Origin of the sequence: Pseudomonas sp. FSL W5-0203, from assembly GCF_001896155.1 — a bacterium.
GTDB lineage: Bacteria > Pseudomonadota > Gammaproteobacteria > Pseudomonadales > Pseudomonadaceae > Aquipseudomonas > Aquipseudomonas paracarnis.
This window is the reverse complement of record NZ_MPOR01000041.1, coordinates 13,720-26,593: the sequence shown is the minus strand read 5'-3', so window position 1 is coordinate 26,593 and position 12,874 is coordinate 13,720. Positions and strand designations below refer to the sequence as shown.

General features: G+C 60.4%; 13 protein-coding genes. 7 read left to right on the top strand and 6 right to left on the bottom strand.

Annotated elements, in window-relative coordinates:
- Positions 1 to 120: 120 nt before the first annotated feature.
- Positions 121 to 1,254 (top strand): elongation factor P maturation arginine rhamnosyltransferase EarP, encoded by a 1,134-nt coding sequence (gene earP, locus BOP96_RS24745; protein ID WP_020302803.1) that lies wholly within the window; start codon positions 121 to 123, stop codon positions 1,252 to 1,254.
- 49 nt (positions 1,255 to 1,303) lie between these two features.
- Complete coding sequence (locus tag BOP96_RS24740; RefSeq protein ID WP_003172723.1) at positions 1,304 to 1,876, top strand: elongation factor P; 573 nt, start codon at positions 1,304 to 1,306, stop codon at positions 1,874 to 1,876.
- Between the two features lie 65 nt (positions 1,877 to 1,941).
- Here BOP96_RS24740 and BOP96_RS24735 read toward each other — a convergent pair whose 3' ends face one another.
- The 3 genes from BOP96_RS24735 to BOP96_RS24725 all read right to left on the bottom strand — a co-directional run bounded on the left by BOP96_RS24735 (position 1,942) and on the right by BOP96_RS24725 (position 4,101).
- Positions 1,942 to 2,361 (bottom strand): organic hydroperoxide resistance protein, encoded by a 420-nt coding sequence (locus tag BOP96_RS24735; protein WP_014717668.1) that lies wholly within the window; start codon positions 2,359 to 2,361, stop codon positions 1,942 to 1,944.
- Positions 2,362 to 2,616: 255 nt separating this feature from the next.
- A complete protein-coding gene (locus BOP96_RS24730; RefSeq protein WP_020302801.1) occupies positions 2,617 to 3,069 on the bottom strand; it encodes a MarR family winged helix-turn-helix transcriptional regulator in 453 nt (150 codons plus the stop codon).
- An 81-nt stretch (positions 3,070 to 3,150) separates the two neighbouring features.
- On the bottom strand, positions 3,151 to 4,101 hold the full coding sequence (locus BOP96_RS24725; protein ID WP_014717670.1) for a LysR family transcriptional regulator: 951 nt from the start codon (positions 4,099 to 4,101) through the stop codon (positions 3,151 to 3,153).
- A gap of 108 nt (positions 4,102 to 4,209) precedes the next feature.
- Here BOP96_RS24725 and BOP96_RS24720 point away from each other — a divergent pair, with 108 nt between their 5' ends.
- Positions 4,210 to 4,959: a sulfite exporter TauE/SafE family protein gene (locus BOP96_RS24720; protein ID WP_014717671.1), complete on the top strand. Its 750-nt coding sequence runs from the start codon at positions 4,210 to 4,212 to the stop codon at positions 4,957 to 4,959.
- Here BOP96_RS24720 and BOP96_RS24715 read toward each other — a convergent pair.
- Positions 4,949 to 5,830 carry a LysR family transcriptional regulator gene (locus BOP96_RS24715; RefSeq protein ID WP_014717672.1) on the bottom strand — a complete coding sequence of 294 codons (882 nt, stop codon included), beginning with the start codon at positions 5,828 to 5,830 and terminating at the stop codon, positions 4,949 to 4,951. The two genes, BOP96_RS24720 and BOP96_RS24715, sit on opposite strands and share 11 nt — an antisense overlap.
- A 70-nt stretch (positions 5,831 to 5,900) precedes the next feature.
- Between BOP96_RS24715 and BOP96_RS24710 the strand changes: the two genes are divergently transcribed.
- Both BOP96_RS24710 and BOP96_RS24705 read left to right on the top strand, forming a co-directional pair.
- Positions 5,901 to 6,107, top strand: coding sequence for a DUF1127 domain-containing protein (locus BOP96_RS24710; protein ID WP_014717673.1), 207 nt, complete (start codon positions 5,901 to 5,903; stop codon positions 6,105 to 6,107).
- Between the two features lie 45 nt (positions 6,108 to 6,152).
- Entirely contained in the window at positions 6,153 to 7,382 is a 1,230-nt protein-coding gene (locus BOP96_RS24705) for a winged helix-turn-helix domain-containing protein (RefSeq protein WP_072435589.1), read from the top strand.
- 96 nt (positions 7,383 to 7,478) lie between these two features.
- Here the strand turns inward: BOP96_RS24705 and BOP96_RS24700 are convergent, their stop codons facing one another.
- Positions 7,479 to 8,825 carry a class II 3-deoxy-7-phosphoheptulonate synthase gene (locus tag BOP96_RS24700; RefSeq protein WP_019820346.1) on the bottom strand — a complete coding sequence of 449 codons (1,347 nt, stop codon included), beginning with the start codon at positions 8,823 to 8,825 and terminating at the stop codon, positions 7,479 to 7,481.
- Between the two features lie 124 nt (positions 8,826 to 8,949).
- Between BOP96_RS24700 and BOP96_RS24695 the strand changes: the two genes are divergently transcribed.
- Entirely contained in the window at positions 8,950 to 9,705 is a 756-nt protein-coding gene (locus BOP96_RS24695; RefSeq protein WP_014717675.1) for a spermidine synthase, read from the top strand.
- Between the two features lie 133 nt (positions 9,706 to 9,838).
- Here the strand turns inward: BOP96_RS24695 and BOP96_RS24690 are convergent, their stop codons facing one another.
- Positions 9,839 to 10,630, bottom strand: coding sequence for a crotonase/enoyl-CoA hydratase family protein (locus BOP96_RS24690; RefSeq protein ID WP_014717676.1), 792 nt, complete (start codon positions 10,628 to 10,630; stop codon positions 9,839 to 9,841).
- A 423-nt stretch (positions 10,631 to 11,053) separates the two neighbouring features.
- Between BOP96_RS24690 and BOP96_RS24685 the strand changes: the two genes are divergently transcribed.
- Positions 11,054 to 12,727, top strand: coding sequence for a DEAD/DEAH box helicase (locus BOP96_RS24685; protein WP_014717677.1), 1,674 nt, complete (start codon positions 11,054 to 11,056; stop codon positions 12,725 to 12,727).
- Positions 12,728 to 12,874: the final 147 nt, after the last annotated feature.

Genomic DNA, 12,874 nt, shown 5'->3' with positions numbered 1-12,874 from the left:
GCAGGCATTGACGGCATGACGGTGATTGTCGCACAGCCTCCGTGCAGAATAATCGCGATCAAGCCTTCTGCATCCACGCATTTATGCGGACAATCGAACCTTTGATCGATGGAGCCCGGAATGAAAGCCCGCTGGGATATTTTTTGCAGTGTCGTCGACAACTACGGCGACATCGGCGTGACCTGGCGCCTGGCCCGGCAGTTGGTGGTGGAGCATGGCTGTGACGTGCGCTTGTGGGTCGATGACCTGCGCGCCTTCGAACGCATGTGCCCGGACATTGATGTGCAGGTGGGCCAGCAATGGCAAGAGGGCGTCCAAGTGCGCCACTGGCCGGCCGAATGGCCAGGCGCACACCCGGCGGATGTGGTGATTGCTGCGTTCGCGTGCCAGCTACCGCCCGAGTACATGGACCGCATGGCCGAGTGTGAACGTGCGCCGTTGTGGATGAACCTGGATTACCTCAGCGCTGAAGACTGGGTGGTGGGCTGCCATCGCTTGCCTTCGGTGAAGTACAAGGGCGTGCAGAAGTACTTTTTTTTCCCCGGGTTTCGCCCCGGTACTGGCGGCCTGTTGCGCGAAGCCGGCTTGTTGGAGCGACGCCGGGCGTTTCAGCAGGACGCGGCCGCGCAACAACGGTTCCTGCAAAGCCTGGGCGTTGCTCCGACGGCCGGCGCGCGTTTGATGTCGCTGTTTGCCTATGAGAATGACGGGTTGGCCGGCTGGCTGGACGTATTGGCGGCCGATGGACGGGGGACGCACTTGCTGGTGCCGGAAGGGCGCATTCTGGGGGACGTGCAACGCTGGCTGGGGGTGAACAGCTTGTCGGCGGGAGACATCCAAGTACGTGGTGCGCTGACCGTACAGGTCATTGCATTCGTACGTCAGGAGCAATATGACCGATTGCTATGGTGCTGCGAATTTAACGCCGTACGTGGCGAAGACTCGTTCGTGCGTGCCCAGTGGGCGGGGAGGCCATTGCTGTGGCACATCTACCGCCAGGACGAAGACATCCACCTGGACAAGCTCGATGCCTTCCTGGAACTGTACACAGCCGCACTGTCACCGGCCGCCAAAGCTGCCGTCGTCACGCTCTGGCAAGCCTGGAACGCTGATGGCGATATGGCACAGTCCTGGAAAATGCTGCTGGAACATTGGCCCGAGGTCAGCCAGCACGCGCAGAACTGGTGTCTGGAACAAGGCTTGCAGGCCGATCTTGCGACGGCGCTGGTACAGTTTTATGAAAGTTGGATATGATACGCCACCTTGATTTTTGTCAATCCCATCCAAATTTCGGATATACGCAATGAAAACTGGTAAAGAACTGAAACCCGGTACAGTGATCCGTCTCGAAAACGACCCTTGGCTGGTTCAGAAAGCTGAGTTCACCAAGTCTGGTCGTAACAGCGCAATCATGAAGACCAAGCTGAAGAACCTGCTGACCGGTTACAAGACCGAAATCGTCTACAGCGCCGATGACAAACTGGACGACGTGATCCTCGACCGCAAAGAAGCGACCCTGTCCTTCATCAGCGGCGACACCTACACGTTCATGGACACCACTGACTACACCATGTACGAGCTGAACGCTGAAGATATCGAAGCCGTTCTGCCGTTCATTGAAGAAGGCATGGAAGACGTCTGCGAAGCTATCTTCTTCGAAGAGCGCCTGGTTTCCGTAGAGCTGCCGACGACCATCGTGCGTAAGGTTGCTTACACCGAAGGCTCCGCTCGCGGCGACACTTCCGGCAAGGTGATGAAGCCTGCCAAACTGAGCAACGGTACCGAACTGCAAGTGGCCGATTTCATCGAAATCGACGACCTGATCGAGATCGACACCCGTGAAGGTGGTTCGTACAAAGGCCGCGCCAAGAAGTAATTCTGGCCCCGGCGATACGAAAAAAGCCCGACCTTGAGTCGGGCTTTTTCATGGGCGTCTGTTTTTCAGACCGTTACATGCAAGCGCACCTCAACGTTGCCACGGGTGGCGTTGGAGTACGGGCACACTTGGTGCGCAGCGTCGACCAGGCTTTGCGCCTCATCTTGGGCCAGGCCCGGCAGGCTGATATGCAGGTCGATATCCAGGCCGAAGCCGCCCGGGATCTGGCCGATGCCCACGTGGGCGGTGATCGAGGCGTCATCCGGGATTTTGCGTTTGGTCTGGCTGGCCACGAACTTCAGTGCGCCGATAAAGCAAGCGGAGTAGCCGGCAGCAAACAATTGCTCTGGGTTAGTGGCCTGGCCACCGGCGCCGCCCAACTCCTTTGGAGTCGACAGTTTGACGTCGAGAATATTGTCGCTGGAAACGGCGCGACCATCACGGCCGCCAGTGGCGGTGGCTACTGCGGTATAGAGCGTTTGCATGGGGCGTTCCTCTGTGTGGTTAGCGCTAAACATTTGTGCGCTAAGTAGTTAGTGAGGTGAATGTATAGCGCTAATGTTTAGTGCGCAAGTTAATTTTTCAGCGTTGAAGAATTTAAGGGTGTCGCAGAACAAAAAGTGGGAGCTGGCTTGCCTGCGATGACGGTGTATCAGTCACTGCATGGTTGACTGATGAATCGCAATCGCAGGCAAGCCAGCTCCCACTTTTGAGTATGTTTAGTGCTGGGGCCTAGCGTGTCAGATGCTGGTTTGCAGATTGGCACGCAACGCGATCAGGTCGCCTTGCAGCTTGCGCAATTGCTCCAGCGCCATCCCGCTGGCGCCCAGGATGCATTGCGGAACATCCTTGGCCTTCTCCTGCAAGGCGCGCCCGGCGTCGGTCAGTTTCACCACCACCACCCGCTCGTCTTCGCGGCTGCGCGTGCGGCTGAGCAGGCCCTCGGCTTCCAGGCGCTTGAGCAGTGGCGTCATGGAGCCTGGGTCCGTCAGCAGGCGGCTGCTGATTTCACTGACGGTCAACTCATCCTCTTCCCACAGCACCATCATGGCCAGGTACTGCGGGTAGGTCAGGCCGATGGCCTGGAGCAGGGGCTTATAGACCTTGGTCATTAGCAGTGAGGTGGAGTGCAGGGCGAAGCACAGCTGGTTGTCCAGCAACAGCGATTCGCAAGGATCAGGGTTTTTGCTCATGGTGGCGTCTCGAAAAAGCATGTCTGGGCTGGAATCTAGCGGGCAAATCTTTAATGCGCCAGGTAATTCTTGCCGTAGGCGTCAGACCAAGCCACTTTGCAATGCCAGATCCCAGGGCGGCACCGGGCTGAAACGGGATTTGAGGTATTCAAGCAACAATCGGCTGCGTGCATTGGGCTGTTGCTCCAGGCGCAGCGCATAAATGCCGGCGGTTTCTGGGCTGGGCAAACCGTCTTCACAAAACAGCGGCAACAGTTCGCCGCGCACCAGGTATTCACTGGCCAACCAGGTCGGCAAGTGAGCGATGCCCAGCCCGGCCAGTGCGCCCGAGAGCAGGGCTTCGGCGTTGTTGGCACTCATGCGGATGCGTCGCGGGCGATAGGTTGTGCGGCGCCCGTCCAGTTCGAAGCGCCAGGCGAACATTGGCGCCAGCCCGTCCCAGTCCAGGCCGTCATGTTCGCTCAGCTCTCGAGGATGGGCCGGCGTGCCACGGCTTTTCAGGTACGCGGGGCTGGCACAGGCGATACGCACGATACTCGCCAGCGGCGTAGCGACCAGTCGGGTGTCGACAATATGCCCTGCGCGCAGAACCAGGTCGACCTTGCCCAGATGCGCGCCCTGCATATCGACAAAGCTGTCGATCAAGTGCAGGTGCACGTCCAGGCCTGGATACAGGCTCAAAAAGTCCGCAATGACCGGCGCCAGGTGCCGGCGGCCGAATGCTGCGGGCGCATCGACCCGGATCAACCCCTCCGGCGCATGGCTCAGCGAGACCGCCTCTGCCCGTGCCAGCTGCAACTCGCTGACAATTCGTCGCGCTCGCTCGGCAAAGGCCAGGCCTGCGGAGGTGGGCACCACCGCATGGGTGCTGCGTTGGAACAGGCGGCTACCCACGGAGCTTTCCAGGCTGTCGATGCGCCGGGCCACGGCTGAAGGTGTCAGCGGATGGAGGCGCGCGGCGGCGGAAAAACTGCCGGCTTCCATTACGTCGAGAAACAGGCTCAGCTGGTCGGTCAGGGTGTTGGGGTTCATAGCTCAACGCTTATGCGAGATTGGCACAGCCATTGTGCGTTGCTGTGCGTTTCCGCGCCAGGGCCGACTGCGTAGCATGCCAAGCATGAAATTGCGGAGTACCGAGCGGTGTGGGATTTAGTGATGTACCTGGCATTGGGTGCGGCGTTGGGCACTGTAGGTGGGCTGTTTGGCATTGGTGGTGGGCTGATTGCCATCCCGGTGCTGGGCGTGTTGTTCGGCCTGGATCAGCAGATTGCCCAAGGTACCGCCTTGGTGATGGTCGTGCCGAATGTGATGCTCGCGCTGTGGCGCTATCATCAGCGTAACCGCATCGAGTTGCGTCACGCTTTACCCCTGGGTGTGACCGGCTTTTGCTTTGCCTGGCTGGGATCGATCTGGGCGGTGGGCCTGGATGCGGGTGCCATGCGCATCGGTTTTATTGCGTTCTTGGTGGCGTTGTCTGCCTACAACCTGCTGCGCATGTTCACTCGCAATGCGCCGCCCACCGCACAAATGCGTTATTCCTGGCCCTGGCTTGGCGTCTTGGGCGCGGCATCCGGTTCCATGGGCGGGCTGTTCGGGGTCGGCGGCGCGGTGGTCGCCACGCCGGTACTCACCAGTGTCTTCGGCACTACTCAAGTGGTCGCCCAAGGCTTGTCGTTGGCCTTGGCGTTGCCCAGCACCGGTGTGACCCTGGTCACCTATGCCTGGCACCACGAGGTGGACTGGATGATCGGCCTGCCACTGGCGGTGGGGGGCCTGCTGAGTATCAGTTGGGGCGTGAAAGTGGCGCATGCCTTGCCGGAACGTCTGTTGCGCGGCCTCTTCTGTGGCTTCTTGGTGGTGTGCGCGGTGATGCTGACCTTTAAAGTTTGAAGCCTTCGACGATGTAGTCCGCCAGGCATTCGGTGATCGGCGAGGTCATCTGCGGGTTACGCAGCAAGCGCAGGTTCATCGACGGTAAAGGCGGGAAGCCTTCGTCGCTGCCGAGCACTCGCAGGTCGTCGGTGACCAGGCTTTCCATGCTGACCATCGCCGCCAGGCCTGCACTGACCACTGCCAGGATCGCTGCTCCGTTAGAGCTGTGATAGGCCAGGCGATAATCTCGCCCGGCCGCCTCCAGTGCGGCCCGTGCCCAATGGGTGTACAGGCACTCGTCGCCGGACACCGCCAGGGGCAGGGCATCGTGCTCCTCCACACAAAAGCACGGTGATGCTGCCCACACCATGCGTTCGGTACGCAATAACTCACCCAGATCGTTGCCGGGCTCGCGGCTGATTACGGTCAACGCCAGGTCCCGCCGTTGCATCAATACGGTCGATGCTTCGCAGTGCATTTCGATCTGGATCAGTGGGTAGGCTTTGGAAAATTGCTTGAGGATGCCTGGCAGAAAGCGCATCACGTAGTCATCCGGCGTGCCGATACGCACCAACCCCACCATATGCGGCTCGCGCAGGGTATTGAACACTTCGCTGTGCAATTTCAGGATGCGCCGCGCATAACCCAACAGCACCTGGCCTTCGGGCGTGAGCCGTACCTGGCGGCCATCGCGCTCGAACAGTTTGCGCTGCAACACGTCTTCTTCCAGGCGCTTCATCTGCATGCTCACCGCCGATTGAGTGCGGTTGACCTGCTCGCCGGCGCGGGTGAAACCGCCCTGGTCGGCAATGGCGACGAAGGTGCGCAGCACATCAGTGTCGATGCTGGGATAGGCGGACAATTGATCAATCTCCGAGATGTAATGCATAAGAAACATTCGTTGGATTGATCATAATGCCCGGCACACACTGTCGTCATCCCCACTGGAGGGCGAGAAGATGAAAGGTCAAAAAGGTTTCATATCGACGGATAAATGGCCGTTTGCCGGGCTGTTTCACACATTCGCGCGTTGGCAGCTGTTGCATCAGGAGCGCCAGATGCTGGCGACCCTGAGCGATGACGCCCTCAAGGACATCGGGCTCAATCGCGCCGACGTCGCGCAGGAAAGCCATCGGCATTTCTGGGAAGACCCGCTGCGAAAATAAGCGCGGATGCAGTAGGGTAGGGGGCGAGCTTCTATGGAGATTGCCATGCCCGCCGACCTGTGTTTTTCACTCAAGCAAGCTCGACGCATGGCGCTGGCTGCCCAGGGATTTTCCGGGCGCCAGGCGCCTGCACAGATAAAGGCTGCGCACCTCAACCGCTTGATCGAACGCCTGGGCGTTTTACAGATCGACTCGGTCAATGCGCTGGTGCGTTCCCACTATCTGCCGGTGTTTTCCCGCCTTGGTTCTTATTCCCCATCGATTCTTGAACAGGCGGCCTGGAGCCAGGGGCGGCGGCGTTCTCTGTTTGAATACTGGGGGCATGAGGCGTCACTGCTGCCCTTGGCGCTGTACCCGTTGATGGGTTGGCGCATGGAGCGCGCCCGGCAAGGGCGGGGGATTTATGCGCAAATGGCACGTTTTGGCCGTGAACAGCAGGCGACGATCCAACGCGTGTTGCGCACCGTCGAACAGCAGGGCGCCTTGGGGGCGGGTAGCTTGTCGACCCGCGAGGAGCGTGCCGGGCCCTGGTGGGATTGGAGTGATGAAAAGCACGCGCTGGAATGGCTGTTCGCCGCTGGCCTGGTCACGGTTGCCGGTCGTCGAGGGTTTGAGCGGCTTTATGATCTGCCCGAGCGTGTTATTCCCGCAGAGGTGCTCAGGGTCTCCATGAGTGAAGGTGAAGCGCAGCGTGGCTTGCTGTTGCACAGTGCGACTGCATTGGGTGTCGCCACCGAAAAAGACCTGCGCGATTATTTCCGCCTCGACCCCGCCGACAGCCGCAACCGCTTGGCCGAGCTGGTTGAGGATGGGCAACTGCTGGCGTGCCGGGTGCGGGGCTGGAAACAACCAGCGTACTGCCCGTCGGCGCCGAAACTGCCTCGCACAGTGCCGGCCAGTGCATTGTTGTCGCCGTTCGATTCGCTGATATGGGAGCGCAGCCGCACCGAGCGCCTGTTCGACTTTCGCTATCGGCTGGAGATCTACACCCCGCAAGAAAAGCGCGTGTATGGCTACTACGTGTTGCCGTTTCTCCACAACGAACGCATTGCCGCGCGCGTCGACCTGCGAGCCGAGCGTGCTCATGGGCGCCTGGCCGTGCATGCCGTGCATGAGGAAGAGCCGGGGCTGGATGAGGAAGGCATGCTGGCGCTGGCGCTGAACCTGCGCAAAATGGCCGACTGGCTAGGGCTGGAACAGGTCCAGCTCAATTGCCAGCGGCCCAGTGCTGCTCGGTTAAGGGCAGCGATGCCGAACCGGGATACCAACCTTTAAACCTCTATCGCGGGCAAGCCCGGCTCCCACAGAGAAACGCGTTCAAATGTGGGAGCCGGGCTTGCCCGCGATGGCGTCATCCCCGTCGCTAAAACGTCAGCGCTTTACCTGTTTCAAGGTCTCTGCAATCAGAAACGCCAACTCCAGCGATTGATCGGCATTCATCCGTGGGTCGCAATGGGTGTGATAACGGTCCGACAGGCCATCTTCGGTGATCGGCCGTGCGCCGCCGATGCATTCGGTGACGTTCTGCCCGGTCATCTCGATATGGATCCCGCCAGCATAGGTGCCTTCTGCCTGGTGCACTTGGAAGAAATCCTTCACTTCGCCAAGGATCTGCGCAAAGTCGCGGGTCTTGTAGCCGCTGCTGGCCTTGATGGTATTGCCGTGCATCGGGTCGCAGCTCCACAGCACTTGCTTGCCCTCGCGCTGCACGGCGCGGATCAGGTTGGGCAAATGGTCGCCGACCTTGCCTGCCCCCATACGGGCGATGAGGTTGAGGCGGCCAGGGTCGTTATCCGGGTTGAGGATGTCGATCAGGCGGGTCAGGTCGTCCGGGTTCATGCTAGGTCCGACTTTCACGCCGATCGGGTTGTTCACTCCGCGCAGGAACTCGACATGGGCGCCGTCCAACTGACGGGTGCGGTCGCCGATCCACAACATATGCGCCGAGCAGTCGTAGTAGTCGTTGGTCAGGCTATCGCGGCGCACGAAGGCCTGTTCATAGTTGAGCAGCAATGCTTCGTGGGCGGTGAAGAAGCTGGTTTCGCGCAATTGCGGCGAGCTGTCCATGCCACAAGCGCGCATGAAGGCCAGGGTTTCGTCGATGCGGTCGGCCAGTTGGCTGTACTTCTCGGCGAGCGCGGAGTTGGCGATGAAATCCAGGTTCCACTTGTGCACCTGGTGCAGGTCAGCGAAACCGCCCTGGGCAAAGGCGCGCAGCAGGTTGAGGGTGGCGGTGGACTGGTGGTAGGACTGCAACAGGCGGTCCGGATCTGGCACGCGGCTTTTTTCGTCGAAGCCGATGCCGTTGACGATATCGCCCCGGTAGGCGGGGAGGGTGATGCCGTCGATGGTTTCATCGTTGGCCGAGCGTGGCTTGGCGAACTGGCCGGCCATGCGCCCGACTTTCACCACCGGGCAACCGGCAGCGAAGGTCATGACAATGGCCATCTGCAGCAGCACCTTGAAGGTGTCGCGAATCTTCGCGGCGGAAAACTCGGCAAAGCTCTCGGCGCAATCACCGCCTTGCAGCAGGAACGCACGACCTTGGGTCACTTCGGCAAACTGACGGCGCAATTCGCGGGCTTCCCCGGCAAACACCAGGGGCGGGTAGCTCGCCAGGCTCTGCTCCACTTGCAGCAAGTGTGCAGCGTCCGGGTATTGGGGTTGCTGCTGGATCGGCAGGGCTCGCCAGCTATCGGGGCTCCAGGGTTGGCTCATCATGAACTCGTTTGCGGGTGGATGTTCGGGCGTCAATGTTAGCAGCAATTAGTGCGTGACCTGTTGCTGCCGCTTGGCCGACAATCGCGCCTTTGCCGTGCAGCAGACCCTTTTAGGAGTAGTGATGAGCGAGGAGCGTGTCGAGCACCTGCTGGCCGAAGTCCATGATGAATTCGGCATGATCCGTGTGCTTGAAGTGGCTGATTACCGCTTTCTCGAATTTGGCGACGCCATCGAGCAAAGCTGTGTGTTCACTGCTGACCCGAGCTGGCTGGAGTACGACTACACCCGCGCCATGCTGATCGGCGCGTTGTGCCATGAACAGCCGGAGAGTGCATTGTTTCTCGGCCTGGGCGCGGGCACATTGACCCAGGCGTGCCTCAAGTTCCTGGCGCTGGAAGATGTCGAAGCCATTGAGCTGCGCCCTGATGTGCCGCGGCTGGCCATCGAATATCTGGGGCTGGATGACGACCCGCGCTTGTACATCCGCATTGGCGACGCGTTGCAATTGCTCGACAGTGCCGAATCGGCCGATCTGATTTTCGTCGACCTCTACACCGATGTCGGCCCGGGCGTGGGGCATCTGGCCTGGACCTTCCTGGAAAACTGTCAGAAGAAACTCAACCCCGGCGGCTGGCTGGTGATCAACCAATGGGCCACCGATGATGGCAAGCCGTTGGGGGCGGCGTTGTTGCGTGGGTTGTACCACCGGCATTACTGGGAGCTGCCGGTGAAGGAGGGCAATGTGATTCTGTTGGTGCCTTCGGAGCTGGATCAGGTGCTGGACCTGGAGGCGCTGTCAGCCCGCGCCGAAGCTTTGGCGCCGCGCTTGGGGTACTCGTTGCAGCCGTTGATCAAGGCGATTCGGCCGGCAACTTAGTTGCCAGTTCGGACGCTTTCGCGGGCAGGCCCGCTCCCACAGGGGATTGCATTTCAACAGAGCATGCAATTCAACTGTGGGAGCGGGCTTGCCCGCGAAGAGGCCCTCACTGCCGACCGCTAATTCAGTTCGTTCAAATCCCCTTGAACACCCCCGGCCGCTTCTCGACCATCGCCCGAACACCCTCCTTGGCATCTTCACTGTTGAGCAGTTTATCCACCATGGGCGGCAGCGCGGCGGCTGCCACAGCCTCACCCTCCATACGCGCCAGCCGTGCCGACATCAACGTGGCCTGTACACCCAGCGGTGCTTGGCGCGCAATGCGGTTGGCCAACTCGATGGCGCGGGGCAACAGGTCTTCACTGGCCATCACTTCCTGCACCAACCCCAGGCGCAGGGCTTCATGGGCGTCGAACTCGTCGCCGGTGAGCAGCCAGCGCATTGCATTGCCCCAGCCGGCAATCTGATGAAAGCGCAATGTCGCGCCGCCAAACGGGAAGATCCCGCGTTGCACCTCCATCTGGGCAAAGCGGGTATTGCTGGCGCAGAGGTTGATATCCGCCGCCAGCATCAATTCGATACCGATCGTCAGGCAATAACCCTGGGCGGCGACGATCACCGGCTTGCTCACGCGCGGGCCTGCAAATACCCCCCACGGGTCGCACCCTCCCAGCGGCGGTTGCCAGCCACCCGCCATCACGCTGCTGACATTGGCCAGGTCCAGCCCGGCCGTGAAGTGGTCGCCATGGGCAAACACCACGGCCACCCGTGCGTCATCGTTTCGATCAAATTCGCCATAGGCCAGGCTCAGCGCATTGAGCAAATCCAGGTCGAAGGCGTTGCGCTTGGCCACACGGTCCAGGCCCAGCAATAGAACATGACCCTCAAGTGCGCGGCTGACACGGCTACTGCTGGCTTGATTCATGGGGTGTGCCCTCGGGGCGCGGGTAAGGTTTCAGACCAAAGGGTCTCAGCGGGTGGGTGAACCGTTTAAGCTCGATGACCAACAGGGCCGGGCCTTTGAAAAATAGACCCTGGCGCACGGATCTGCAAAGCGCGTGACGCAGTGCGGTTTATCGGTGCCTGGCGATAAAAAAAGCTCCCTTTTTCAGCTATTTCCGGTATAGTGCGCGCCGGCCTTTAACCGGGCCGCGTTTAGGTAGCGCAATTCCCCGAAGTCAGCTTCGGCTGCACGTCCGCACAGCGGACTCTTCCTTGACGAATCTTTTTCATTCATTCGTTTTCGCAAATCCCCGCCGACAAAGCAGCCAGGGCGACTCTTGAGTCTCAACACGGCATGCGCAGCTTTGGAGCATGGGTCTTTGCGGATGCACTTAGAGGCAGACCCATGACCCAGGAAACCGGCGGCTTCGCCGCTTTTAATCTTAACCCGAATATTCTTGCAGCCGTCGCAGCGACCGGCTACGAAGAACCTTCGGCGATTCAGCAGCAATCGATCCCGATCATCATGGCCGGTAAGGACATGATTGGCCAGGCGCAAACCGGTACCGGCAAAACTGCCGCGTTCGCTTTGCCAATCCTGCACTGCATCGATCCTGCCAAGCGCGAGCCGCAAGCCCTGATCCTGGCGCCAACCCGTGAGTTGGCGCTGCAAGTAGCAACCGCCTTTGAAACCTACGCCAAGCAAATGCCAGGTGTAACTGTTGTGGCCGTTTACGGCGGCGCGCCTATGGGCCCACAACTCAAGGCAATCCGTAATGGCGCACAGATCGTTGTCGCCACTCCGGGCCGTCTGTGCGACCACCTGCGTCGTGACGAAAAAGTCCTGTCGACCGTGAACCACCTGGTTCTGGACGAAGCTGACGAAATGTTGAAGCTGGGCTTCATGGATGACCTGGAAGTCATCTTCAAGGCACTGCCGGCGACCCGTCAGACCGTGTTGTTCTCGGCGACCCTGCCGCAGTCCATCCGTGCCATTGCCGAACGCCACCTGCGCGATCCGGAGCACGTGAAGATCCAGACCAAGACCCAGACCGTTACCGCGATCGAACAGGCTCACCTGTTGGTTCACGCTGACCAGAAGACCTCGGCTGTATTGAGCCTGCTGGAAGTCGAAGACTTCGACGCCCTGATCATGTTCGTGCGCACCAAGCAAGCGACCCTGGACCTGGCCAGCGCCCTGGAAGCCAAAGGCTACAAAGCCGCTGCGCTGAACGGTGACATTGCCCAGAACCAGCGTGAGCGCGTGATCGACTCCCTCAAGGATGGCCGTCTGGACATCGTTGTCGCGACCGACGTTGCCGCCCGTGGCCTCGACGTTCCACGTATCACCCACGTGTTCAACGTTGACATGCCTTACGATCCAGAGTCCTACGTTCACCGTATCGGCCGTACCGGCCGTGCCGGTCGCGAAGGCCGTGCATTGCTGCTGGTGACTCCACGTGAGCGCCGCATGCTGCAAGTGATCGAGCGTGTTACCGGCCAGAAAGTTGCCGAAGTCCGCCTGCCGGATGCCCAGGCCGTTCTCGATGCGCGCATCAAGAAACTGACCAACAGCCTGGCGCCACTGGTGGCAGACGCTGAATCGACCCACGGCGACCTACTGGACCGCCTGACTGCCGATATCGGTTGCACCCCGCGTGCCCTGGCTGCAGCTCTGCTGCGCAAAGCTACCAATGGTCAGGCCCTGACCCTGGCAGCCATCGAAAAAGAACGTCCACTGGTTCCGAACAGCGCGCCACGCGGTGATCGTCCAGAGCGTTCCGGCGACCGTCCAGACCGTGGTGATCGCGAGCGTCGCGCTCCAGTGCCTTTGGCTGAAGGCCGTGCTCGTTGCCGTACCGCGCTGGGTGCGCGTGATGGTATCGCGGCCAAGAACCTGCTGGGTGCTATCCTCAACGAGGGTGGCCTGGCACGTGAAGCCATCGGTCGCATCCAGGTGCGTGACAGCTTCTCCCTGGTGGAGCTGCCGGAAGACGGCCTGGAAAAACTGCTGGCCAAGCTCAAAGACACTCGCGTTGCCGGTAAGCAGCTCAAGCTGCGTCGCTACCGCGAAGATTGATCTGCCCTTGGGCTGATTGATCGCACATAAAAAATCCCCGACTGGTTCGGGGATTTTTTTTTGCCTCATGTTTTAGTCTCCGAGGCGATCAACTGTGGGAGCTGGCTTGCCTGCGATAACGGTGAGTCAGCAAGCCAGTGTGTGACT

Bases quoted from the DNA above. Each gene is read 5' to 3' on its own strand.
- earP (WP_020302803.1), top strand. From the start codon at position 121: ATGAAAGCCCGCTGGGATATTTTTTGCAGTGTCGTCGACAACTACGGC.
- BOP96_RS24740 (WP_003172723.1), top strand. From the start codon at position 1,304: ATGAAAACTGGTAAAGAACTGAAACCCGGTACAGTGATCCGTCTCGAA.
- BOP96_RS24735 (WP_014717668.1), bottom strand. From the start codon at position 2,361: ATGCAAACGCTCTATACCGCAGTAGCCACCGCCACTGGCGGCCGTGAT.
- BOP96_RS24730 (WP_020302801.1), bottom strand. From the start codon at position 3,069: ATGAGCAAAAACCCTGATCCTTGCGAATCGCTGTTGCTGGACAACCAG.
- BOP96_RS24725 (WP_014717670.1), bottom strand. From the start codon at position 4,101: ATGAACCCCAACACCCTGACCGACCAGCTGAGCCTGTTTCTCGACGTA.
- BOP96_RS24715 (WP_014717672.1), bottom strand. From the start codon at position 5,830: ATGCATTACATCTCGGAGATTGATCAATTGTCCGCCTATCCCAGCATC.
- BOP96_RS24710 (WP_014717673.1), top strand. From the start codon at position 5,901: ATGAAAGGTCAAAAAGGTTTCATATCGACGGATAAATGGCCGTTTGCC.
- BOP96_RS24705 (WP_072435589.1), top strand. From the start codon at position 6,153: ATGCCCGCCGACCTGTGTTTTTCACTCAAGCAAGCTCGACGCATGGCG.
- BOP96_RS24700 (WP_019820346.1), bottom strand. From the start codon at position 8,825: ATGAGCCAACCCTGGAGCCCCGATAGCTGGCGAGCCCTGCCGATCCAG.
- BOP96_RS24695 (WP_014717675.1), top strand. From the start codon at position 8,950: ATGAGCGAGGAGCGTGTCGAGCACCTGCTGGCCGAAGTCCATGATGAA.
- BOP96_RS24690 (WP_014717676.1), bottom strand. From the start codon at position 10,630: ATGAATCAAGCCAGCAGTAGCCGTGTCAGCCGCGCACTTGAGGGTCAT.
- BOP96_RS24685 (WP_014717677.1), top strand. From the start codon at position 11,054: ATGACCCAGGAAACCGGCGGCTTCGCCGCTTTTAATCTTAACCCGAAT.